Source organism: Candidatus Phycosocius bacilliformis (assembly GCF_003112735.1).
GTDB classification, from domain to species: domain Bacteria; phylum Pseudomonadota; class Alphaproteobacteria; order Caulobacterales; family Aquidulcibacteraceae; genus Aquidulcibacter; species Aquidulcibacter bacilliformis.
In genome coordinates, this window is sequence record NZ_BFBR01000001.1 from 364,361 (window position 1) to 387,244 (window position 22,884).

The 22,884-nt window shown below is 56.5% G+C and carries 19 protein-coding genes; 10 read left to right on the forward strand and 9 right to left on the reverse strand.

The genetic code is table 11. The features are described 5' to 3' along the window. Window positions 1-148 precede the first annotated feature (148 nt). From ctrA to PbB2_RS01835, 6 genes are all read left to right on the forward strand, one after another. Window positions 149-850 carry a response regulator transcription factor CtrA gene (gene ctrA / locus PbB2_RS01815; RefSeq protein WP_085341292.1) on the forward strand — a complete coding sequence of 234 codons (702 nt, stop codon included), beginning with the start codon at window positions 149-151 and terminating at the stop codon, window positions 848-850. A gap of 159 nt (window positions 851-1,009) precedes the next feature. Next, on the forward strand, window positions 1,010-1,156 hold the full coding sequence (locus PbB2_RS15985; RefSeq protein WP_192576109.1) for a hypothetical protein: 147 nt from the start codon (window positions 1,010-1,012) through the stop codon (window positions 1,154-1,156). A 132-nt stretch (window positions 1,157-1,288) separates the two neighbouring features. Continuing rightward, window positions 1,289-2,683, forward strand: coding sequence for an aminotransferase (locus PbB2_RS01820; RefSeq protein WP_108983568.1), 1,395 nt, complete (start codon window positions 1,289-1,291; stop codon window positions 2,681-2,683). A gap of 86 nt (window positions 2,684-2,769) precedes the next feature. After that, window positions 2,770-3,810 carry an aspartate-semialdehyde dehydrogenase gene (locus tag PbB2_RS01825; protein WP_108983569.1) on the forward strand — a complete coding sequence of 347 codons (1,041 nt, stop codon included), beginning with the start codon at window positions 2,770-2,772 and terminating at the stop codon, window positions 3,808-3,810. 73 nt (window positions 3,811-3,883) lie between these two features. After that, a complete protein-coding gene (gene rarD, locus PbB2_RS01830) occupies window positions 3,884-4,765 on the forward strand; it encodes an EamA family transporter RarD (RefSeq protein ID WP_192576110.1) in 882 nt (293 codons plus the stop codon). A 449-nt stretch (window positions 4,766-5,214) separates the two neighbouring features. Continuing rightward, the gene (locus PbB2_RS01835) at window positions 5,215-5,964 is read left to right on the forward strand and encodes a glutamine amidotransferase-related protein (RefSeq protein ID WP_108983873.1); all 750 of its coding nucleotides are present in this window, start codon (window positions 5,215-5,217) and stop codon (window positions 5,962-5,964) included. Window positions 5,965-5,975: 11 nt separating this feature from the next. Here PbB2_RS01835 and cysQ read toward each other — a convergent pair whose 3' ends face one another. The 3 genes from cysQ to PbB2_RS01850 all read right to left on the reverse strand — a co-directional run bounded on the left by cysQ (window position 5,976) and on the right by PbB2_RS01850 (window position 8,362). Next, entirely contained in the window at window positions 5,976-6,815 is an 840-nt protein-coding gene (gene cysQ / locus PbB2_RS01840; RefSeq protein WP_108983571.1) for a 3'(2'),5'-bisphosphate nucleotidase CysQ, read from the reverse strand. Window positions 6,816-6,892: 77 nt separating this feature from the next. Further along, complete coding sequence (locus PbB2_RS01845; protein ID WP_108983572.1) at window positions 6,893-7,315, reverse strand: HIT domain-containing protein; 423 nt, start codon at window positions 7,313-7,315, stop codon at window positions 6,893-6,895. Further along, on the reverse strand, window positions 7,316-8,362 hold the full coding sequence (locus tag PbB2_RS01850; protein WP_108983573.1) for a MaoC family dehydratase: 1,047 nt from the start codon (window positions 8,360-8,362) through the stop codon (window positions 7,316-7,318). A gap of 247 nt (window positions 8,363-8,609) precedes the next feature. Here PbB2_RS01850 and PbB2_RS01855 point away from each other — a divergent pair, with 247 nt between their 5' ends. The 4 genes from PbB2_RS01855 (at window position 8,610) to PbB2_RS01870 (ending at window position 14,886) form a co-directional block, all read left to right on the forward strand. After that, window positions 8,610-9,605 carry a DUF808 domain-containing protein gene (locus PbB2_RS01855; protein WP_108983874.1) on the forward strand — a complete coding sequence of 332 codons (996 nt, stop codon included), beginning with the start codon at window positions 8,610-8,612 and terminating at the stop codon, window positions 9,603-9,605. A 58-nt stretch (window positions 9,606-9,663) separates the two neighbouring features. Continuing rightward, window positions 9,664-10,980, forward strand: a complete 1,317-nt coding sequence (locus PbB2_RS01860; RefSeq protein ID WP_108983574.1) for an NAD(P)/FAD-dependent oxidoreductase — start codon at window positions 9,664-9,666, stop codon at window positions 10,978-10,980. A 30-nt stretch (window positions 10,981-11,010) separates the two neighbouring features. Next, entirely contained in the window at window positions 11,011-12,459 is a 1,449-nt protein-coding gene (locus PbB2_RS01865; RefSeq protein ID WP_108983575.1) for an NAD-dependent succinate-semialdehyde dehydrogenase, read from the forward strand. Window positions 12,460-12,585: 126 nt separating this feature from the next. Then, window positions 12,586-14,886 carry a sensor histidine kinase gene (locus tag PbB2_RS01870; RefSeq protein WP_108983576.1) on the forward strand — a complete coding sequence of 767 codons (2,301 nt, stop codon included), beginning with the start codon at window positions 12,586-12,588 and terminating at the stop codon, window positions 14,884-14,886. Window positions 14,887-14,889: 3 nt separating this feature from the next. On the opposite strand, the gene PbB2_RS01875 is transcribed toward PbB2_RS01870, so the two are convergent. The 6 genes from PbB2_RS01875 to PbB2_RS01900 all read right to left on the reverse strand — a co-directional run bounded on the left by PbB2_RS01875 (window position 14,890) and on the right by PbB2_RS01900 (window position 22,711). Further along, complete coding sequence (locus PbB2_RS01875) at window positions 14,890-16,572, reverse strand: hybrid sensor histidine kinase/response regulator (protein ID WP_108983577.1); 1,683 nt, start codon at window positions 16,570-16,572, stop codon at window positions 14,890-14,892. A gap of 349 nt (window positions 16,573-16,921) precedes the next feature. Next, window positions 16,922-17,539, reverse strand: coding sequence for a ribosome biogenesis GTP-binding protein YihA/YsxC (gene yihA / locus PbB2_RS01880; RefSeq protein WP_420887448.1), 618 nt, complete (start codon window positions 17,537-17,539; stop codon window positions 16,922-16,924). Window positions 17,540-17,592: 53 nt separating this feature from the next. After that, the gene (yidC, locus tag PbB2_RS01885; protein WP_108983579.1) at window positions 17,593-19,425 is read right to left on the reverse strand and encodes a membrane protein insertase YidC; all 1,833 of its coding nucleotides are present in this window, start codon (window positions 19,423-19,425) and stop codon (window positions 17,593-17,595) included. A gap of 21 nt (window positions 19,426-19,446) precedes the next feature. Next, window positions 19,447-19,866, reverse strand: a complete 420-nt coding sequence (gene rnpA, locus PbB2_RS01890; protein WP_238164802.1) for a ribonuclease P protein component — start codon at window positions 19,864-19,866, stop codon at window positions 19,447-19,449. Window positions 19,867-19,906: 40 nt separating this feature from the next. Next, complete coding sequence (gene rpmH, locus PbB2_RS01895; protein WP_108983581.1) at window positions 19,907-20,041, reverse strand: 50S ribosomal protein L34; 135 nt, start codon at window positions 20,039-20,041, stop codon at window positions 19,907-19,909. Window positions 20,042-20,149: 108 nt separating this feature from the next. Continuing rightward, entirely contained in the window at window positions 20,150-22,711 is a 2,562-nt protein-coding gene (locus tag PbB2_RS01900) for a TonB-dependent receptor (protein ID WP_108983582.1), read from the reverse strand. Window positions 22,712-22,884: the final 173 nt, after the last annotated feature.

Below are 22,884 nucleotides of genomic sequence, written 5' to 3' on the forward strand. Positions count from 1 at the left end.
GTAAAGATCAGCAGGGCAAACATGAGTCCAACATGTGCAAAATATCATGCAAGCCGCAAAAAGCGGTTAACCATGCTTGAGCAAATCAGCTAAGGCTTGGCTTGTTGGTTGTTACACCGCCCAAAGAGGGCATGTCGGAGGGGGCTCCATGCGGGTTCTGTTGATTGAAGACGATAGCGCCACGTCGCAGTCGATTGAGTTAATGCTGAAGTCTGAGGGCTTCAATATCTACACAACGGACCTGGGCGAGGAGGGCGTCGACCTGGGCAAGTTGTATGATTATGACATCATCCTTCTTGACCTCACATTGCCCGATATGAACGGCTTTGACGTGTTGCGGCAATTGCGCAATTCACGTGTCGGAACACCGATCCTGATCCTGTCTGGAACCAGTGATATTGACACGAAAGTACGTGGCCTCGGCGTAGGCGCGGACGATTTTGTTGCCAAGCCCTTCCATAAAGACGAGTTGGTTGCCCGCATCAACGCGGTTGTGCGTCGCTCTAAGGGCCATTCACAATCGATGATCCGCACCGGCGACATCGTGGTCAATCTCGACCAGAAAACGGTGGAAGTGAACAATCAACGCGTTCACCTGACCGGCAAAGAGTATCAAATGCTGGAACTGCTGTCGCTCCGCAAAGGGACGACGCTCACCAAGGAAATGTTCCTGAACCATCTCTATGGTGGCATGGATGAGCCTGAATTGAAAATCATCGACGTCTTCATCTGCAAGCTCCGCAAGAAGCTGGCAGCTTCAGCCGATGGTCAGCACCATATCGAAACAGTTTGGGGCCGTGGCTATGTTTTGCGCGACCCAACACCGGGCGAGCAATCCGCTGCAGCCTAATGGCTGACCGACCTTAGCTACGGAAAAGACCAAATAATCAAGGGCCTGCCACTCGGCGGGCCCTTTTTCATTTTGGCACGGGGACTCTTGATTTTCCTGGCATGCGATTTGCTGCGGTGGCACCGAAGGTCAATGTGTGTTCGACCGGAGGACAATGCCATGAAGAACCTGCACAAGATGAGCGCGAAAGCATCATTCCGCCCACGTGAATTGCACGACTTCAATGAACCGATGGCCCCGAAGGCAATCCGCCTGCAGGTCCGTCCATCGCTTTGGCAGCGCTTCTTGCAAGCCATCGGCTTTTGATCGCTCTAAAGTCGGCTTGACCGGGTCCCTCGGTTGCGGGCAATTGCAGGTCCGTGCGCAGAAACCACTTTCCCTGCGCCTTCAGCTGTTCTATTTGTTATAACAATCAAATGACAGCTGGATGTGAGACCCATGACCCCACCTGCAACCGCTCTGCGCAATTATGACGCTGTGGAACTGCGTCGCTTAGACTTGGCACACCACCTGCCTGCCCAGGCTGACTATGGCGAAATCCGCGATTTGGGCGGCTCGCGGATTATTACCCGTGCCGAGGGCTGCAAGTTCTGGGACGTGGATGGCAAATCCTACCTCGATGGCATGGCGGGTCTGTGGTGCGTCGGAATTGGCTATGGCCGCAAAGAACTGGCTGAAGTTGCTTATGAACAGATGCTAGAACTGCCTTATTACAATAGCTTCTTCAAGACAGCGACAGCGCCCGCGGTTCGGCTCGCAGCCAAAATTGCCAGCATCACCGGGGGTGAGCTGCAGCATGTATTTTTCAACTCTTCGGGCTCTGAAGCAGTCGACACTATGTTCCGCATGGTGCGTCATTATTGGGCTGTGCAGGGCCAACCTTACAAGAACATCTTCATCGCTCGTCGCAATGGCTATCATGGGTCAACCGTCGCGGGGGCGAGCCTTGGCGGGATGAGCGCCATGCATGCGATCGGCTCGCTTCCTATCCCCGGAATCGAACATGTGATCCAGCCCTATGCCTTCAACGAAGGTTTCGGGGAGGATGAAGAAGCTTTTGCCGCACGCTGTGCGCAAGAAGTCGAAGACCGAATCTTAAAAGTAGGTCCCCAGAATGTTGCTGCCTTTGTCGGTGAACCCATCCAAGGGGCAGGCGGTGTCATCATTCCACCCAAAGGCTATTGGCAAAGGATCGAAGCGATCTGTCGCAAGTATAATGTCTTGCTGGTGGCTGATGAAGTGATTTGCGGCTTCGGCCGCACGGGCCAGTGGTTTGGCCATAACACCTTCGGCTTTACACCCGATATCATTACCACGGCCAAGCAATTATCATCCGGCTACGCACCAATCTCAGCGACCATCGCCTCGCGCGCGATTGTGGAAGTCTTGCGAGAAAAGGGCGGAGACTTTGTTCATGGCTACACATATTCAGGCCACCCGATGTGTTGTGCGGTCGCTGAGCGCAATCTTGAAATCATCGAACGGGAAGACCTCGTCACCCGCACACGTGAAGTGACCGGGCCGTACCTTGCCAATGCCCTACAACGTCTCGCCGACCATGAACTTGTTGGGCAAGTGCGGTCAAAAGGGCTGCTTGGGGCGGTTGAAATCGTCTCTGAACCTGGCACCAACCACCGCTTTGGCGGCAAAGAAGGCAAAGCCGGCCCAATTGTACGCGATGCTTGTATCGCCAATGGCCTGATGGTCCGCGGGATTCGCGACAGCGTGGTGATGTGCCCGCCACTGACGATTTCGACAGATGAGATCGATTTCATGGTCGACAAAATCGAAAAGTCACTTAACCAAGTCCTGCCAAAACTGCGCGCCCTTTAAGCGAGTCACGGCGCGCAGCAATCGGGTCATTTGGACTTGGCCTGAGGTCTGTCAGGGTTTATGAGGGCGCCCTGTGGAGAAAAATCATGGGTCTTAGAGTTGCCGTTGTCGGCGCGACAGGCAATGTCGGTCGCGAGTTGTTGGCCTTGTTGGCGGAATTGAACTTCCCAGTATCGGAAGTTGCGGCCATTGCGTCGCGGCGTTCATTGGGGCGTGAAGTTTCATTCGGCGATAAAACCCTGAAGTGCCAGGCCTTGGACCATTTCGACTTTACCGGCTGGGACCTGTGCTTGATGAGCGCGGGTGGCAAGACGTCCAAGGAATGGTCTCCGAAGATTGCAGGCCAAGGCTGTCTGGTGATCGACAATTCCAGCCAATGGCGCATGGACCCTGACGTCCCATTGGTGGTGCCTGAAGTTAATCCAGATGCCGCCATGGGCTACAAAAAGAAGATGATCATCGCCAACCCCAATTGCTCAACGGCACAATTGGTTGTGGCTTTAAAGCCCTTGCATGATCTGGCAACGATCAAGCGGGTGGTGATTGCCACCTATCAATCCGTTTCGGGCACCGGCAAAGATGCGATGGATGAATTGTGGACCCAAACGCGGGGCATATTCGTCAATGACCCGGTGAAAACAGAAGTTTATCCAAAACAGATCGCCTTCAATGTTATTCCCCATGGCGGCGACTTCTTGGAAGATGGCTATACCAGCGAAGAGTTCAAGCTGGTGGCAGAGACAAAAAAGATGCTGGACCCGGCAATCAAGGTCACGGCCACTGTGGTGCGCGTGCCGGTCTTTGTCGGCCATTCTGAAGCCGTCCATATCGAGTTTGAGAAGCCAATCAGCGATGTTGAGGCGCGCGAGGCCTTGGAAGAGGCCGATGGGATTGTCGTACTCGACCGTCGGGAAGCCGGTGGCTATGCCACGCCAGTTGAATGCGCCGGTGAGTTCCCGGTTTATGTATCGCGCATCCGCTCTGACCCGACCGTCGACAATGGTTTGGCCATGTGGGTGGTTGCCGACAATCTGCGCAAGGGCGCTGCGCTCAACGCGATCCAGATTGCCCAATTATTGGTTGAACGCGGCGCGTTTGAAAAGCGTCTGACCGCTGTGGACGCCTAAGCAGTAATCCTGACCTTACCCCCTTTCGCACATTGCCTGGCGGGGTGAAGCCGGGCAAAGGGGGGGGATGTCCATGACCGACACGCAAGCCAAACCAATACCACCTGCCTTCTGGGCGGGGTTGTCGGCCTATGCGATGTGGGGATTGCTACCCGCCTTCCTGCATGTGTTCTCCAAACTGCCGCCGCTGGAGGTAACAGCTCAGCGCATTGTCTGGACCCTTCCGTGCGCGCTTGTCGCCACTTTAATCTTTGGCGGGAGGGCAACATTGCGGGTGCCTTGGCGAACCCTTGGCCTGTTAGGCCTGTCAGCAGCATTGATCGGCGGCAACTGGCTTTTGTATGTTTGGGCGGTCGGTCAAAATCGTATTGTTGAATCAAGCCTCGGCTATTTTATCAATCCCTTGATAAATGTGATCATGGGCGTGATTTTCTTTCGCGAGAAGCTTACCCGTTGGCAGGCGGGAGCGTTGATTTTTGCGGTCGTTGGAGTTGCCAATCAGACGTTCATGGTCGGTGCCTTTCCCTATGTCGCACTCGGATTAGGCTTCTCGTTTGCACTATATGGACTGGTTCGGAAGCTTGCGCCGGTTGAACCAGCGGCCGGGTTGTTCTGGGAATCGGCGATATTGTTTCTACCCGCCTTGGCAGTCATGATGTGGCATATACAAATGGGTGGACCGGTGATGGGCGGTTCAGTGTCAATGGCTGGCCTGTTACTGCTCTTGGGACCAGTCACAGCCATCCCGCTCATCCTGTTTGCGACAGGCGCTCGCGGCCTTAAGCTGACAACCCTTGGTCTGATGCAATATTTGGCCCCAACCCTGCAATTCACCACTGGCTTGGCCATGGGTGAACATTTCACCCCGGCTCATGGCGTTACCTTTGCCTTGATCTGGATTGGGCTGGCGCTTTACAGCGTCGCAACCTTTCAATCCAGCCGCAAAACGGTCTGATTGCCCCTCAATAGCCTATCTAAATCAGAGCAGATGACGTGCCCGCTGAAGTGCGCCTCGCCCGGCGGCTTGGCTTGGCTTAGCTAGGCTCTGATACGCGCATTATCGACTACAGAGAATAGGGCAAGAAAGAATAGGGCAAGAAAAAAGGCCCCGACAGATCGCCGGAGCCTCAAAAAGTTTTTCGCATGCAGGGGACCTTAAGAAAGGTCGAAATCCTGTGAGCAAAAGACATGCCACGAAAATCGAGGTTAGGAAAGAGAAAAAAAACATGGTTGACAGTTTCTTGATGAAAAAGTGGCTCAAAGTGCGCTGGTCTACAAAATGGCATGTGCCAAAATGGGCAGATCAAGTAATTTCTGCCTCACCAGACAGCATTTGAGCTTTGTTAGCTATTTCTAACCAATCTTGTCACCCAAACTGTCCGTAACATGGGTTAGAGAGTGACCATGCATCTAACCATTCTTGAAACAGGTCGTCCGCCAGAGCCGATCCGGGCTGATTTTCCGTCCTATCCTGCCATGCTGGAAGGCCTGTTATCGCCCCATATTCCGAGCTTGACGTGCGAGACCGTCCGCGTCCTTGATGGAGAACCCCTGCCCGATCCGGCCACGGTTGAAGCGGCGCTGATAACGGGTTCGCCCGCCGGGGTCTATGATGACCATGCCTGGATCGGCCCTTTGAAAACGTGGGTACGCGACGCTGGACATCAGGGCGTGCCCCAGGTTGGCATCTGCTTTGGCCATCAATTAATGGCAGAGGCTTTTGGCGGGCGGGCGCATAAAGCCCCGCAAGGCTGGGGCCTTGGCCGGCATTCCTATCACGTCCGGCAAAGCGAAAGCTGGATGGGTCCCACGCGTCAGCGTTTCCATTTGGCCGTGAGTCACCAAGATCAGGTGCTCGATCTGCCGGCCAAAGCGCGGGTCCTGGCCGAATCGGACTTCACCCCCTTTGCAGCCCTGATCTATGATCACGCCCCGGCCTTATCCTTCCAAGGCCATCCGGAGTTTTGCCCCCGCTTCGCGGATGCTCTAATCCGGTCGCGCCGCGGCACCCGCTTTGCCGAGGACCTCGCAGATCAAGCGTTGGCGAGCTTGAATGCGCCGCTAGATGGCCCGGTGGTGGCTGGTTGGATTGCCGGCTTCTATGCCCATTTCACCCAAGCCAGAGCGGCACAAAGAGGGCGCGCAGCGGCCTAAATCCCACGCCCTCAGTCAAGAATGGAGGTCAAACTTGGGTCGCCCAAGGCGAAGAAACCGCCATTGCGGCAGCCTGTTTCCAGCTTGCCATAAAGAAATGGTTGTCGATCGATATCCAGCACCAAACCACCAGCAGCACAAAGCACGGCATCACCTGCGGCCGTATCCCATTCCATGGTTGGGCCAAAGCGGGGATAAAAGTCAGCCTGCCCCTCGGCGATAATGCAGAATTTCACCGACGATCCTCGCTGAACCAAATGGTGGGGACCGAGGCGCTCAAGGAAGTTCCGGGTCTGTGGATCCAGATGGCTGTGCGACGCGGTTACAGCCAGAGGCGTTTGGGCCTTACGCGTCTGGATTGACCGGGGCACGCCATCTGGCCCGATCTGCCAAGCGCCATCGTCGAGCCCCCGCAGATCACCCACCCAAGACAATCCATCCTCTGGTCGATGCACCACGCCGAGAACCGGGCGGCGCGCGACTATGAGCGCGATATTCACCGTATAATCTGATGAACCTGTAACAAACTCGCGCGTACCATCTAAGGGATCGACCAAGATGAATGGTATGTGCGGATCATCAAGATAGGGTTGGTCGCAGTCCGCTTCCTCGCTGATGATCGGCATTGCCGGCAAAAGGCGTGCTAATCCTTTGGCGATAACGGCATCAGCGGCAAGATCAGCTTCGGTCACGGGTGAACCATCAACCTTCATCCGGGTACCCATCCCGGCGCGCTTGATCTGTAAGATGGCAGTCCCGGCCTCACGTGCAAGGCGCTCCAGGGCCAACACCAAGGGGTCAGGCTGGGAAGAGCTAAACTTAGCTGGCGCGTTCGTGTTCAATATCGTCATGACAAACTAGGACCGCCTTGGGCCACATGCCCGCACAATGTCATGGCAGGATTTCACATCCCTGCCTATCAACCTCATCACTGCTTTTCCTGTTGGCGGCGTGCCAAGGCTTGAACTTGATGGATCAAGGCCTCGGCCCCGCCCGGCTCATAGGCTTGGGCTGGGCTGTGACCCCAAACCGGACCGGGCCACGCAGGATCATGCTGATGGCGACCAACAATATGGATATGCAATTGGCGAACAATGTTCCCCAAAGCACCAATATTGACTTTCATAATGCCGGGCTGCCTGCCAACCAGACGAGCCAGTGCTTGCACTTCGTCCCAGACTTGCTGGCTATCGCGCAGCGGCAAGTCGAAAAGTTCAACCGCCCCAGCAATGCGCGGCACTGCAATCAGCCAAGGATAGCGGGCATCCGCCATCACCCGCACATGGCACAAGCCCATATCAGCCGCCGCCAAGCTGTCCGCCTCCAGACGTGGGTCGAGTACAAAGGCCATTTAAACCGCAAAACTGGCGCGCAGCGGAATTGCTGCCCAATAATCAAACTCCAGAATAGCATCAGAGCTATCTGGTCCTGGGAAATCACAGCCAGAAACATTTTTGGTCGCAATCAGGCGCAAGCGGAGCGCACCTTGACCTTGGCCCAGATCCGCCTTGTCCAGCACCTCACTCCACGCATAGATCGTATCCCCAGCAAACAAGGGATTGATGTGGCGTCCAGCATTAATCGCCAAAATCTCGGCAGCATTGGCGAGCCCGTTGAAGGCAAGCGCCCGTGCAATTGAAATCACAACACCGCCATAAATCAACCGGCGACCCTGCCGCGAACTTGCCTGAACAATCGCGTCAAAATGGACCTTAGCTGTGTTCTGATAGAGACGGGTCGCGATCTGATGTTCGGCTTCTTCCACTGTCATTCCATCTACATGGTTGATGCGCTCACCAATCTCATAATCCTCAAAGCTATGAACAGACCCTGCGAGCGTGCCATCATAGTTTCCTTCCCAATAAGGAGCCGGTGATGGCAATTCGTCTGCAGGAACAAATGCAGGTAGGTCAGGGACAATTGGGGTGGGCGCTGGTGCGGCTGCATCAGCCTTATTCACCATGACCCAGCGCACATAGCTGAGTACCACGTCGCCTTGCTGATTGAAGCCAGTGGTCCGCACATAGACCACGCCGGTCTTGCCATTGGAATTCTCTTTCACCCCGATGACTTCGGACACGGCGGAAAGCGTGTCACCGGGATAGACCGGGGCAAGGAAGCGGCCATCCGCATAGCCCAGATTGGCCACGGCATTTAGGCTGATGTCTGGGACTGTCTTGCCAAAGACGGTATGAAAAATCAGCAATGGATCGATGGGGGCAGCATCGAGGTCACCGTCTCGTGCAAAAGCATCAGAACTATAGAGCGCATAGCGCGACCCCGTGAGGCCGGTGTAGAGCGCGACGTCGCCTTCAGTCAGCGTCTTTGGTGTGGCATGACGCAGCACCATGCCGACATAAAAGTTTTCAAAAAAGAGGCCGGGATTTGATTTGGTCATGAAGCTGCCTTTCGCGAGGCTGGTTAGCGAGGCCGCGCCATGCCTGCAAGGCTTCAAGGTGCATGCGGTGGGCAAGGAAAGGTCACAAGCTGGGTCATGCCCCACCTATAGGCCATTGATCACCCGAACGTGATCATCACGCCTGTACATCGGGCGGACAAAAGCGCGGAAGTCGGCTGTGGGGCATGGCAGCTTGTCCGCCAACTCCCTATATCGGGCGCGAGATTCGATGATTTGGGGGGTGGTCATGAGTTCGGGATTATTGGCACTGCTGGACGATGTGGCGGCCATTGCAAAGATTGCCGCAGCAAGTTTGGACGACGCCGCCGCCCAAGCGGTCAAGGCGGGCAGCAAGGCGGCGAGCAAGGCCGCCGGTATCGTCATTGATGATGCAGCCGTCACTCCCCGCTATGTCGTCGGCTTTGCGGCAGATCGTGAATTGCCCATTATTGCCAAAATCGCATGGGGCTCTCTTAAGAATAAGATGATCATCCTGCTACCCGGGGCTTTGGTCTTAAGCTATTTTGTGCCTTGGATCATCACACCTATTTTGATGTTGGGTGGGGCCTATCTGTGCCTAGAAGGCTATGAAAAGGTGATGGACTTGGTGCGACCGCACGGTGCTGGCCACGGCCATGGCGATGATGGCGAGGCCGACTTCGACAAAAGTCCAGAAGAGTTAGAGAATGAAAAAGTCGCCAGTGCGGTGCGAACCGACTTCATCCTGTCAGCCGAAATCATGGCCATCACGCTGTCGACCGTTGCAACCGCGCCCATCTGGTTACAAGGCGGGGTATTGGCCGTGGTTGGTTTGGGCATGACCCTTCTGGTCTATGGCGCGGTGGCACTGATCGTTAAAGCCGATGATGCCGGGGTGGCCATGGCGCGCTCCACCGTCGCCGCAGTTGCCGCGTTTGGCCGGGGTCTGGTGCTGGCCATGCCAATCTTCCTAAAAGTTCTGAGCTATATCGGCATGGTCGCAATGCTATGGGTTGGGGGCGGGATTCTGGTTCATGGTCTGCATGAGTTGGGCTATCCTGCGGCTGAAAAGGCCATTCATCATCTGGCTGAATCAGTAGCAACAGGCCTTCCCGGCCTGGCAGGCTTTGTAACATGGTTGATCAGCGCCGGGATCGCCGCATGTATTGGTTTGATCGTGGGTGGCATTGTTGCGCCAATTGCCCATTATGGCTTGGTTCCAGCCTTTAAAGCGGTGCAAACGAAGTTGCGCCCTAAATCCTGACGCCGACCGGCATACCGCGCTTGACCACGGCCGATGGATAGGCCATTTGTTATAACAAATGCACTCGGTGAATACCCCATCACGCCATGTCAGTGCCGCCGCGAGCGCGCCTGACAGCTGGTATCATGCCTCTGCGATCCGCCACTTTCGGGCAACACGTCCGTTGGCAGGGACCAGACAGGCTGATGTGGTTATCATCGGTGCAGGCTTTACCGGCATTTCCGCCGCCCTTGATCTGGCAACCCACGGCCTCCAGGTCGTCGTGCTGGAGGCCAATCAGGTTGGAGCCGGGGCATCGGGTCGCAATGGTGGGCTTGCATGCTCGGGCTGGCGACATGATCAGGCTTGGTTCGAGGCTCGGGTCGGACTGGCAGATGCACGCAAACTTTGGGCGCTGTCGGAAGCCGCCAAGGCTGACCTCCTCACTCGGATCAATCAGCTTGGCATTGACGCAGACTGGACACCCGGCCAGATTTTTGCCGCCCACACACCAGGCATGATGCAAGCCCTCGATAATGATGCCGCCCATATGGCTGAAACATATGGCTATGTAATGCCCCAGCGGCTCGACCGGGATCAGGTTGCCGAGGCGCTGGGAACATCAGTCTATCATGGTGGCTGGCGCGATCCGTCAGCAGGCCATGTGCATCCTCTAAAGCTGCTATTTGGTCTAGCCGAGGCGGCCGTGACTGCCGGGGCTGTTCTGCATGAAGGCAGCCAAGTCCTAGAAGTGGGTCAACACGGTGCCAAACGCTTTGCCAGAACGGCTACGGGAAAGATTATTGCCGACCATGTTTTGTTGTGCGGCGACGGCTATCTTGATGGTATCCACAAAGAGGTTGAAGCCCGTGTCCTGCCGATTGGTAGCTTTATGATTGCGACCGAGCCACTCGAGCGTGACAGCCCAATCTTGCCGCAGCGCGATTCGGTGATGGATACTCGCTTTGTCGTCAATTATTGGCGCAAAACGGCTGACCATCGGCTGATTTTTGGTGGCGGTGAAAAATACACGCCAAGCTGGCCGGGCGATGTAGAGGCCTTCGTGAAGGCCAATTTGGTCAAAATCTATCCAAGCCTCAAACAGGTCCGCGTGAGTCATGCATGGGGCGGGGCCCTTGGAATTACCCCGACGCGCCTGCCCTATCTGCGTGAACTAGAGCCTGGCTTGTTATCGGCATCCGGTTATTCAGGACAAGGCGTTGTGTTGGCCCCCTATTTCGGTCGCATTCTGGCCGCATGCGTGTTGAAGCGGCACAGTGAATATGATGTGCTGGCCCGCTTGCCCGTGCCCCCCTTTCCTGGTGGGCGGGCGCTTCGCTGGCCCATGCTGACTGCTGCCATGTCTTGGTATGCGCTGCGTGATAAATTGCCATGAACCCATCGCCCCGGCTGAGGAGGCCGTGCCATGAAACTTGCTGATCCCACCCTGTTCAAGACCCAATGCCTGATCAATGGGCATTGGGTTGGCGACGCGTCAGAGGCCATTTTCAACCCGGCCACCGGAACTGTTCTGGGAAATGTGCCGCATCTGGGTGCTGAACATGCTGCAGAAGCGGTCGAGGCCGCACAGGCAGCTCTCCCGGCTTGGCGGGCCGCCACTGCGAAAGAGCGCAGCGCAACTTTGCGCCGCTGGCACGATTTAATCATGCACCATCAAGAGGATCTGGCCCAGATCCTGACCGCCGAGCAGGGCAAACCACTGACCGAGGCGCGGGGGGAAATCGCTTACGCAGCCTCATTTATCGAGTTTTATGCCGAAGAAGCGAAGCGCATTTATGGCGAAACCCTGCCCTCGCCCAAGGCCGATGCGCGAATCTTGGTCCTGCGCCAACCGCTGGGCGTGGTGGCTGCCATTACGCCGTGGAATTTTCCAGCGGCCATGATTGCTCGCAAGGTCGGTCCAGCTCTGGCGGTCGGTTGCACCATGGTTCTGAAGCCAGCGCCTGAAACCCCCTTCACCGCTTTAGCATTGGCCGAGCTTGCCGTGCGCGCTGGTGTGCCATCAGGGGTATTTAATGTAGTCACCGGGGATGCGGCAGCCATTGGCCAAACATGGTGCACCAGCGAGGTTGTACGCGGCCTTTCTTTTACCGGCTCAACCCCTGTGGGCAAGCTATTGATGCGCCAATGTGCTGATACGGTTAAGAAATTGGGCCTTGAGCTGGGTGGCAACGCCCCCTTCATCGTCTTTGAAGATGCCGATATTGAGGCTGCAGCCGAGGGGGCGTTGGCATCGAAATTCCGCAATATGGGGCAGACCTGTGTGTGTGCGAACCGGATATATGTACAGGCGGGTGTGCATGATCGCTTTGTGGCCTGTCTGGCCGAAAAGGTTGCCGCTCTGAAGGTCGGTCCCGGCACAGAGGCGGGCGTGACCCAAGGCCCCCTCATCAATCAGGCCGCCCTTGCGAAGGTGCAGAGCCATGTCGCCGATGCGGTTGCCAAAGGTGCGACCATTGCATTGGGTGGCAGGGTGAGTGCGCTGGGAGGCACCTTTTACGAACCCACAGTGCTGACCGGGGTTACTTCGGCGATGAAGATTGCTCATGAGGAAACCTTTGGGCCGATCGCTCCCATCTTTTGCTTCCAAACAGAGGCCGACGTGATTGCCGCCGCCAATGACACGCCCTTTGGCTTGCAAGCCTATTTCTATACACGCGATTTGGCCCGTGCTTTCCGAGTGGCCGAAGCGTTGGAAACCGGGATTGTAGGGGTCAATTCGGGTCTAACATCCTCTGAAGGTGTGCCCTTTGGCGGCATCAAACAAAGCGGTCTGGGTCGGGAAGGTTCCCACCATGGCGTGGAAGAATATCTCGAACTCAAATATGTCTATATGGGCGGGATCAGCAGTTAAATCGCTGCAGATGCTGCATCCAAGACCCTGATCTCGGCCGAGTCGTTAATCTTTGTTAACCAATCTTAGCCTAGACTTAATAAGTGATTCACGAGGTGGATCGGGCATTGTGATCGGGTGCAGAACGTGCCGTTGGATGTGACCGGCTTTTTGGCCCAGTGGGGGCAAGATATCGTGACCGCAGGGGGGGCTGCGGCCGCGGCAGGTTTTCTTGCCTATCGCTATGGCAAGCAACGTCGACTGCCGGTTTCGAGCCAACGTGCCAGCGCCGCGATTGCTGCATCTGGCTCTGTGGCTTTGGTTTGGCCTGACCAGGATGACGGAACAGGATGGGGTGCACCCGAGGAAGAGGCTGACAGTTCCACCCGCATGGCGCTCCTGAAGCGCCTCGACCTCGTACCGGCGGACCCAACTCAAGAACCCAGCACATTCGAGATTCTTGAAGCCCTTGTGGCAGCCTCACCAGAGCTGGGGATCAGGCTTTCCCAGTTACGCCAGCGGGGTGAAGCATTCACCTTGTCGATCTTGGGCTTGGAGGTCATGGGCAAGCCCCATGGAGCAAAAGCCATTGTCTGGGTAACGCCTGGTGCATCAGCTGGCGATCTGGCAGGTGCCGGTCAAGCAAGCTTCCCTGCCTGGCGAACCGACAGCCAAGGGGCGCTGTTGTGGGCCAATGAAGCCTATCTCAAGGCGGTTGAAGCCAGCGATCTGGAGGATGGTCGTGCGCGTAATAGTGCGCTGGACCCAAAGGCACGCGATGATGCTGTTTTGGCGGCCAAAGGCCAGCCCTCAACCCATACACGGGCTGTGACCATTGATGGCAAGCGACGCATGCTGCGCATCCATTTGTTTCCCGCCGACGACGGGGCCTCTGGGATTGCCTTTGACGTGACCGAGGAGATCGAGACCCGCGATACTTTGGCACGCGAAGCACGCGCCCATGAAGAGACCCTGAACCACCTAACCGATGCGGTGGCCGTCTTTGATTCAGCGCGTCGTCTGACCACGCATAACAGCGCTTTCTCCAACCTCTGGGGCTTGGAAGAAGCTTGGCTGAACGACAAACCGACCCATGGTGAATGGCTTGATCGACTGCGCCAGTCGGCGCGGATCTCTGCCATGCGCGATTTTGCCGCCTGGAAGGCTAAGGAATTGTCGCATTATCAGGAGCCTGGCCTGATCCCGGATGAGACCTGGACCCTGCCTGACGGGCGGATCCTGCGTGTCGCCCGCCAACGTCAGCCCTCCGGGGGCCTTTTGATCTTGTTTGAGGATATTTCAGACAAAATGGGCCTGCAGGCTCGCTTCAAGACATTGATCGAAGTTCAACGCGCAACGCTCGACAAATTGGGAGAAGGCGTAGCGGTATTTACCGCCGACGGACGGCTATCACTGGCCAACAGCGCCTTTGCGCGCATGTGGGGGCTCGATAAGGGCTTTCTTGATGCCCTGCCAGAGTTCGACCGTGTGGCTGAACAAGCGATACTGGTCCATCGTGACCCGGCTTTCTGGAGTGAGCTTAAAGCCCGTATCTCAGACCCCTCGCCGCGCGCGCGACAGGAAAAGCAGGGCGAATTTGTCTGTGCGGATGGAACTTGCCTGACATGGCTTACCCGACCACTTCCCGATGGGGCAACCTTGGCTGCCTTCGCCGATGTGACTGCTGACCGCGAGATTGAGGCAGCTCTGCGCGATAAGGCAGCCGCTTTCCAAGATGCCGATCGGCTGAAGACCGAATTTGTGCGCAATGTCAGCTATCAATTGCGCACACCACTGACCACGATCGGCGGCTATGCGGAATTGCTGGCGGCCGGGGTTGGCGGCAGCCTGACCGATGCTCAAATCGATTATCTGGGAGCCATCAGCACCGCTTCGAGCCAACTTGAAAAGCTGATCGAAAACATTCTCGATCTCGCCATGATTGATGCGGGCCAGATGTCGCTCGATCTGGGCGATGTCAATTTGGCGGAGACTTTGGACATCACCGCAGAAATGGCGCGAACCAACTCAGTCAATGATCAGGTGCGGATATTAGTCGATTGCGACGACAATGCCGGCATTATCCGAGCAGATAAGGCGCGGATCCGCCAGATTCTGTTCAATCTGGTGTCCAATGCTCAACGCTTTACCGGCAAGGGTGACACGATCACGATCGGCGCGCGTCGCTTTGACGATACAGTTCGGCTGTGGGTGTCAGACACCGGACCCGGGATTGATATGGCGCGTCAGGCGTCGGCTTTTGAGGGCTTTGCCGATGGTAATCGCCGGGCTGGGGTCAGTTTGGCTTTGGTGAAACGCTTTGTCGAACTTCACGGCGGCTGGGTTTCGCTGGCTTCACCCAATGCCAAGGGCGTCACAGTATCGTGCTATTTGCCCGCAGCCGCCACTCAATTGCACGCCGCACCGGAACTCGATTTGGTCGATTAAGCCTTAGAAGCTGGCTAAAGCCAGCCGCTCATCTGACCAAATGGGATTATGATCGGCGGCTTGCTGCGCACGAGCAAGGGCGGCCTCGATACCGCGGGCAAGCGATTCTGGCGTGATCGGCTTGGAGATATGCACATCGCAACCGGCCGCCAAGGCTTGGTCTACATGCTCCCGCATGGCATTGGCGCTCAACATGGCAATAGGTGTGCGCGGCACATTCTGGGTTAATTCATACGCCCGGATCGCTTGAGTGGCTTTCAGACCATCCATTTCCGGCATCTGCATATCCATCAAGACGATATCAAAACAATTGGCCTGAAAGGCTTCCAGAGCCCTGACACCATTTTCAACAACAGTCAGATCAACGCCTAAAGGCTCCAGGATCATGGCAACGACCCGCTGATTGGTCGGATGATCTTCGGCCAATAGGACGCGCAGCAGCTTTTGAGCGCCGCTTTTGGGTTCGGGTTTGACTTCTGCGGCGCGCGCGCCTGCTTTGAGTGCGTCAAACGCCTCGAGGGGCATGGCCCGATGAAGTGGCAATTTGACAAGAAAAGTCGAGCCCTGATTGGGGGCCGAAACGACGGCAATCGATCCGCCCATCATGTCGGCCAAGGCCTTGCAGATCGACAACCCAAGGCCCGTGCCACCAAATTGGCGGGTGATGGAGCCATCAGCCTGCTCAAACCGATTGAACAAGCGTGTGCGCGCCTCAGTGTCAAAACCTATGCCTGTATCAGTCACTTTGATCTGCAATGTTGCAGCATCACCCTCATAGTCAGGCTCGACCACATCTATCGCCACAGCGACCTCACCTTGAGGCGTGAACTTGACGGCATTGGAAGCAAGATTGGAGATGATCTGACGAATACGAACCACGTCACCTTTGAACAGCCCGCGTGCATGAGGTCCAAAGGTCAAGCCGAACCGCAGCGATTTCTCCGCGGCGGCTGTTTGCATCAAATGTACCGCCGCCTCAATGGCATCATGCAAGTCGAAGGTGTCGACTTGCAGGGTCAATTTTCCGGCTTCAATCTTTGAGACATCTAGAATGTCGGTTAGGAAACGCTCCAATGTCTGGCCAGACTGGCGGATCAAACCAACCATTTCTGATTGCTCGGCGGTCAAGTCCGTCCGGCTCAGCGCCCCTGCTAGACCAATCACACCATTGAGGGGTGTCCGAATCTCATGGCTCATGTTTGCAAGGAAGACACTTTTCGCCTTGCTGGCGGCCTCGGCGGCAGCACGGGCCTGACGGATCGCTGCTTCAGAACGGCTGTTGCGCAGCACATAAGCCAACTGATAGGTGATAAGCCGCCAATTGATTGGCTTGACCACAAATGAGGTCGCCCCAGCGGCATAAGCAAGATCAATGGCCTCAATATCGTCGCGACCCGTAATCACCACAACGGGTATTGCCGAGAGGCGCGGATCTTTGCCCATCGCCTCCATCAGTTCAAATCCATTGAGATTGGGCATGTCGAGATCGACGAGGGCCACATCGAAATCATGCTTGGCCATCATCTCCAACGCGATGAGGCCATCTGCGGCCACAAGGACCTCGACCGCATCAGCGCTCAGGTGGCCAATGGCAAATTCACGCAGAATGGGATCATCGTCCACGACCAGAACGCGCGCAAGATCAGACTTTGCAGCTAGGACAAGGCTCTCAGCGGGTTCCGTCATGGCAGACCCATCCGCGTGGTCATCCAATCACGACTTATCCTCACAACGATTGGCGCGCCGGACTGGTTCTCACAGTCTGGGTGGAAAAATCGAACACACTGATCAAATCGAGCCTGCAAACGTTATCATCCTCAGCCCTGCGTGCACGTCGGGGCTGGATCAAAAAGTGACAGAAATTCCTTAAATCTGCGTCAAACGTGAACTGGGAATTTTACGCACCATATCTATCGCGATGCCACAACTTAGCATCAAGTCACAACAAAATACATGCTTTAGCGCGCTATCGGATGAAGGCGATCGGCACGCCTTGTCAAGCCCATCTTCCGATCAAAGGTTAATAACGGCTGGTCTAGGAAGCGTCGATCACAGAAAGAGAGGCGATTTCATCGCGCAGGCGACCGATCCCTATCTGCTCGTGTGAGGAGACGGGAAGAATGTCGGGATGGGCCGCCGGCCTCTTCTTCAGCACCTCTTGGGTCGCGCTGATGACCGCATCCAGCTCACCCTTTTTCAGCTTGTCGACCTTGGTCAAGACAATTTGGTAGGACAAGGCCGCACTGTCGAGCATGCTCAAAACCTCGAGGTCATTGGGTTTGACGCCGTGGCGACTGTCGATCAGGACGAAGGCGCGCTTCAATGTGGCTCGGCCGCGCAGAAAGTCTTTGGTAGCGATGTTCCAGCGCGCAATCTCGGTCTTGGAGGCGACAGCATGGCCATAGCCTGGCAGATCGACGATTCGCACACGTTCCACTTCGTCTTTTCCGGCCAAGGTGAAGAAGATCAACTCGCGCGTCCGGCCAGGCTCCGAACTTGCCCGGGCCAAGCCCTTTCGACCAACCAAAGCATTAACCAGGCTAGATTTGCCGACATTTGAGCGTCCGGCAAAGCAAATCTCTGGTGCGCCCATTGGGGGCAGGTCTGCCATCGTCTTGGCCGCCCACAGGAAGCGCGGCTCCAGCCGGAACAGCCGCTCACCGGGTGACAACTGGCTGCCGGAGGCTGGTGTGCCGTCAGCCATGTTCAGGCCGTCTTCTTCTTGCCAAGCCTGGCAAAGAACTCATCGATTGGATTGGACGTGCCTGACCGGCGCGAGATCACATATTGCTGCACGATGGTGAGAAGGTTCGACCAAGTATAATAAATCACCAGACCAGAACTAAAGCCCGCAAACACCACGACGAAAATCCAGGGCATCAAGGCAAAAATCTGGGCCTGCATCGGATCGGTGGCGGTGGGTTGCATCTTCTGTAGCAACCAGAAGGAAATGCCATACAAGATGGGCCACGCCCCGATGGCAAGGAACCCGCCAATCACTGGCAAAGCAGTTGGATCATATGGCAACAAGCCGAACAGATTGAAGATCGTTGTGGGATCTTTGGCCGACAAATCATGGATCCACCCATAGAAGGGCGCATGGCGCAATTCGAGCGAGATGGACAATACTTTGAACAAGGCAAAGAAGATCGGCATTTGTAGCAGAGCTGGGACGCAGCCTGCGACCGGATTGATCTTCTCCGTTTGGTAAAGCTTCATCGTTTCCTGCTGCTGACGTTGCACGTCCGCGGCAAAGCGTTCCTTGATCTCAGCCATCTTTGGGGCGAGGTCACGCAACTTAGCAAAGCTCTTGTAGCTTGAATAAACCAAGGGGAAGGTGACAACTTTCACCACCACTGTGACCATCAAAATCGCTACACCAATATTGTTGCCGATCAACCCGTTAAAGAACATCAGCATGATGTAGAAGGGCTTTGTCAGGAACCACAGCATTCCCCAATCCACCGCGTCATCGAAACGCTGCAGGTTCAGCTTTTTGCCGACCTGTTCCAACAGCGAGACCCGCTTGGACCCGGCATAGAGGTGGCGTGTTGTGGTGATCGACTGGCCTGCTGCCAAAGTCTCCGGGGCTGCAAGGAAATTGACCTCGAAAACCTCTTCGTTCGGCAATTGGGTGACCTTGAAAGCCCCCTCGATCTTCGACTTTTGATCGGGGATTAGGGCGGTCAACCAATATTTGTCCGTGAAGCCTAACCAACCGCCGGTCGACGCCTGTTGGAGCGCTTCACCCTTTTCAAGCTTTTGATAGCTGATCAATTTAAGCTTGCCGTCAAATACCCCGACTGTACCCTCATGATTGATGCCATTGGGTGGCTCTTTGGGTTTGGTGTGGCGACGCAACGCACCATAGGCCTGCAGACTGACGGCATTAGCCCCCTTATTGGCCACCGTGTCGGTGATGGTGAACAGATAGTCTTCATCTGTTTTGATGACACGGGTGAAGACCAGACCCTGACCATTATCAAACGTCAGGGTGATTGGCGTCTTGGGTGTTAAAGTCTGGCCAGGCGCGGCCTGCCAAACTGTATTGGGTCCGGGCAGGACACCAGCATTGCCATCAGGTGCCGAGAAGCCGAAGAAAGCATAATAGCCATCGGCGGTGGACTGGGGATATAACAGGGTGACCGGCTTGGCATCTTTCTTGAGCGTGTCATTGTAACGCTTGAGGACAAGATCATTGAAACGCCCGCCGCGGGTCGAGATTGTCCCCTGCACGCCAGCCGTCTCAACCGGGATGCGCACATTCTGGCTCTCGATGTCGACCTGACCAACAACGCTGGCAGCGCCCTCACCCGTTGTTGTCGCAGCAGCCGTATTGGCTGATGCAGACGCGTTTGCCTTTTGGGCTGTCGCCTCGGCTGCGCGCTTCTGGGCCAGCTCAACCTGACGCGCCTTTTCCCGCGGCATTTCATAGAAATACTGGAAACCCAAAAGAATGGCTAAGGACAGGGCAATGGCAATCGCCAAATTCTTTGTGTCGGGCGCAGTGGGTGGTGGAGTGATGGGTGGTCGGGACATAAGGGTCCTTGCTCTCAGCTGCTAGGCTTGGGCGTTAGGCGATGGTTCTGTCGGATGAGCCGATTTCGACGACAGCCTTAAGAACAGGGCGGTAAGCTCGTCAAGCAAGGCAGTCCAATCTGCTGTCACACTTGCAGTACGGGCAACAGCAACATAGTCCATGCCGGGCCTGCCATGAAGCGGCAAAAGCGATAGCATGGCAGCACGCAGCCGGCGACGGGCGCGGTTTCGTGTCACAGCATTGCCCACTTTCTTTGACGCGGTCAGCCCGAAACGGATCCGGCTGCGGGATTGCCCTGACACATCGGCTGGGTGATTGGCCTGTAACAACACAAATCGCCCAGAAGCCTTTCGACCCTGGGCGACGTGGAGAAACTGATGACGAACCGTCAGGCGGTCAATCAAGGGCGCTTGGATTACAGGGGGTTGGCGCACAGACATGGACATGCAGACAATCAGCTGCCCCGTCCGCCAGACGCCCTTAAGCGCTCAGGCGCTTACGACCCTTGGCGCGACGACGCGACAACACCAAACGGCCGCCCTTGGTGGCCATACGGGCGCGGAAACCATGGCGGCGTGCGCGGACGAGTTGAGATGGTTGAAACGTACGTTTCACGGCAGTTACTCCTGGCGGACGACCGCCTTGATCAGTGAGAAAATTGAACGCGGGCTGTTACAGACCCCAAGCGGATAAGTCAATCTCGCCGCGCAGGGCCTGTCGGCGTTAGAATTGTTTGCGGAACCCCAATTCAACCGAGCGACCGCGCCCAATCAACAGAGCCCTCTGGTAAGCCTCTGGGGTCCTGCCAGCGCCATCACGGACCTCTTGAACAGAATCGGTCAGATTGTCGACGCGCAGGACAAGTCGTGATCCTTTGAGAAATGGCGCTTGCTTCACCCATTTTGGACGGGCGTCAAAACTCAAAAAGCCCCTCAAGTTAAAGGTAAGGACATCGTCAAAATAGAGGTCTGTGGCACCTGGCACACCCGTCGTGCTGCCGATGATCTTACCCTCACCACGCCAGTCACCAAAGAATCGGAAACCTACACCCATATAGGCCCAGCCCCCGTTGAACTCGACAGAGTGACGGCGGCTACCGCCTGCATCATCGACGGCGGCACCGTCCAACAAATCAAGCTTTGGCAAATTGGAGGCCAGCCGAATGCTGTCTTCAAGCTTAATGGTGTGGAAGACCGAAATGCTCCAGCGCCCAGCCTGACCGCCTGGCCCTCCAGGGCCACCGCCAAAACCGCCAAAGCCGCCGGGACCTCCGCCAAAGAAGACCCCTGGTGGTGGTCCTCCTCGCATGCCGCCCGCACCTGCGGGGCCACCTGTCGGCGCTCCGGTCTGAGGTCCAGCCGACGTGGGCCGCTGACCAGCGGCTGGGCCTGTTTGGCTCCCATTGGGGCGGGTACCCGGTGGGTTGGAAGGGGCTTGGGGGGCGGGGACTGGCGGCCGACCGCTGGCAGCGGTGCCGCCGGAATTCGTGCCACCGCCCCGCCCAATCTGTGGGCCAAAGCCCTTGGAGAAGGAGAAGCCATAGCGCAGAATAGTGCTATCTGCGCTGTCATAATTGATCGGGCGCTGATCGATGGCCGTTAAAGTGCCGCCAGAGTTGCGGCTGAACCGGCTCGGGTAAGCCGCTTCCAGCGCCGGGGTCAGGATCGGGAAGGCGGCAACAGTATCCTCACTTGTGTTGACCGCATAGCTAAGATTGAGGTCGAGCCCTTCGATCTGTGGCGGCGAGTAATTGACGCTGAAGGTGGTGTCGCCGCGGCTTTCAGCTTTCAAATTGGCATTGCCGCCGCTGGTGCGGTTGACCAGTACGCTTTGACCCGTTTTGAAGTCAAAAACCACAGAGGCGGGGGTTACGATGACCGGATTGCCCAATTGCTGGATGCTGGGAGCAGCTTCTGAGGCATCGTAGGCCAGAGACAGACGCAAGGCACTAATCGGGGACCAATTGAGGCCAAATCCACCCCCCTGCAGGCCGCCATAATCAGACAAATCGGTATAAAAGCCATTCGCGGTCAGAGAAATGTCTCCAAAGCGCTCGCCGAAACCCGCACGGCGGCTGGTGATTGGGATGGAAACATTGCCCCGTGTTGTCAGGTCGCCTCGGCTGAGATCAGACAGGGCCGTCACCCCGTTGCGAACAGATTGGGAGTCAAGCTGCCTGTCTTGGTAGCCGATGCGGAATGAACCCCGCACTGGTCCGGCAGGGACATCCATCATGGGCCCAGTTGTGTTATAGATGGCTTCAAGAACAGTTGCCGTCGATTTGGCCGTTTGGGCCTGAGCCAGAAGCGACGTGGTGCGGGTGTCAGTCTCTGTCCGATCTGCTGAACCTGATACAGTCCACTGCCATCCCTCCGTCGTGCCATTCACAGTCAGTGCGGCACGCGAATTATCGACAGCCACTTTGCGTCGGATCGGATCATTCGGGCCTGATGCTAAACCCAGCAGGCTCTCACTGTCGGTCGTGTCAAAACGCACATCAAAAGTCGCCCCGATCGACTTGCCGTAATTGCGATTATAGCTGATGCCGATGTCGGCCGCGCTGGTTTCGGGAAGGACCGTCCGCCAGCGTGTCGCGTCGGGAGTCGTCGCGCGGATGACGCCACGCTCGGCTTCGGTCACAGCATTCTGGTGGGATAGCTCGCCATTGATCGACAACCGGCCTTTGGGGTCAATTTTCAGCAGACCAAAATCAATCTCTCCGCGGTTCTGGTCGCCATCTGCGGCCGTTGCTGCTGCGAGTTCGGTGGTGAACGCGCGGAAATTGTCCTTCAAGATGAAATTGATCACCCGCTGGTCTGCAGAATAGCCATATTGCAGCGCCGTGGCTTCCGGAAAAATCTCAACCCGTTGGATTGCCTCAGAAGCCAATCCCTGAACGTCCCGAAAGCTGGAAATACGTCTGCCATTCAACAGGATGACTGGCGGGCCACTGCCACGTCCCCGCCCAGAGCCAGCGCGCGGCCCTAATGCTGCGAGTACTTCGGAGATGTTTGAAGCGCCTAAAGCCGCAATATCGACTGGGCTAAGTGTGGCCTCGGGCACCGCGTCGCCAGGCACACTATTTGGGCCGCGTTGGGCTCGAACGATGATTTCATCGACTTGCGACTCCTCACCAGTTTGTGGCGTCGCAGCCGGACTTGTCGCCGGCGAGGCTGGCTGATCGAGGCCAGCAGATACGTCGATCGACTTCGCCATCAACGGGCTGGCCAAAACCAGAGGCAGCACAAGACCAACGCTGCTCAAAAGGGCGTAACGGATGGGCATGGGGAGAACCTGTTCTTGTTTGGAAGCGCGCCTGTAGCAGCGCACCGCGAATTTATGCTTAACGTGTCAAACGATCTTTTACGCCAATTCCGTCGTCCGGGATGATGACAATGCTGTAAGAAGACAGTCTTGCTGATTCAATGTCATGACACCTGTGTCGAAATATTGACGAA

Excerpts from the sequence above, each read along its gene's own strand:
- ctrA (WP_085341292.1), top strand. The coding sequence starts at position 149 with ATGCGGGTTCTGTTGATTGAAGACGATAGCGCCACGTCGCAGTCGATT.
- PbB2_RS15985 (WP_192576109.1), top strand. The coding sequence starts at position 1,010 with ATGAAGAACCTGCACAAGATGAGCGCGAAAGCATCATTCCGCCCACGT.
- PbB2_RS01820 (WP_108983568.1), top strand. The coding sequence starts at position 1,289 with ATGACCCCACCTGCAACCGCTCTGCGCAATTATGACGCTGTGGAACTG.
- PbB2_RS01825 (WP_108983569.1), top strand. The coding sequence starts at position 2,770 with ATGGGTCTTAGAGTTGCCGTTGTCGGCGCGACAGGCAATGTCGGTCGC.
- rarD (WP_192576110.1), top strand. The coding sequence starts at position 3,884 with ATGACCGACACGCAAGCCAAACCAATACCACCTGCCTTCTGGGCGGGG.
- PbB2_RS01835 (WP_108983873.1), top strand. The coding sequence starts at position 5,215 with ATGCATCTAACCATTCTTGAAACAGGTCGTCCGCCAGAGCCGATCCGG.
- cysQ (WP_108983571.1), bottom strand. The coding sequence starts at position 6,815 with ATGACGATATTGAACACGAACGCGCCAGCTAAGTTTAGCTCTTCCCAG.
- PbB2_RS01845 (WP_108983572.1), bottom strand. The coding sequence starts at position 7,315 with ATGGCCTTTGTACTCGACCCACGTCTGGAGGCGGACAGCTTGGCGGCG.
- PbB2_RS01850 (WP_108983573.1), bottom strand. The coding sequence starts at position 8,362 with ATGACCAAATCAAATCCCGGCCTCTTTTTTGAAAACTTTTATGTCGGC.
- PbB2_RS01855 (WP_108983874.1), top strand. The coding sequence starts at position 8,610 with ATGAGTTCGGGATTATTGGCACTGCTGGACGATGTGGCGGCCATTGCA.
- PbB2_RS01860 (WP_108983574.1), top strand. The coding sequence starts at position 9,664 with ATGCACTCGGTGAATACCCCATCACGCCATGTCAGTGCCGCCGCGAGC.
- PbB2_RS01865 (WP_108983575.1), top strand. The coding sequence starts at position 11,011 with ATGAAACTTGCTGATCCCACCCTGTTCAAGACCCAATGCCTGATCAAT.
- PbB2_RS01875 (WP_108983577.1), bottom strand. The coding sequence starts at position 16,572 with ATGACGGAACCCGCTGAGAGCCTTGTCCTAGCTGCAAAGTCTGATCTT.
- yidC (WP_108983579.1), bottom strand. The coding sequence starts at position 19,425 with ATGTCCCGACCACCCATCACTCCACCACCCACTGCGCCCGACACAAAG.
- rnpA (WP_238164802.1), bottom strand. The coding sequence starts at position 19,866 with ATGTCTGTGCGCCAACCCCCTGTAATCCAAGCGCCCTTGATTGACCGC.
- PbB2_RS01900 (WP_108983582.1), bottom strand. The coding sequence starts at position 22,711 with ATGCCCATCCGTTACGCCCTTTTGAGCAGCGTTGGTCTTGTGCTGCCT.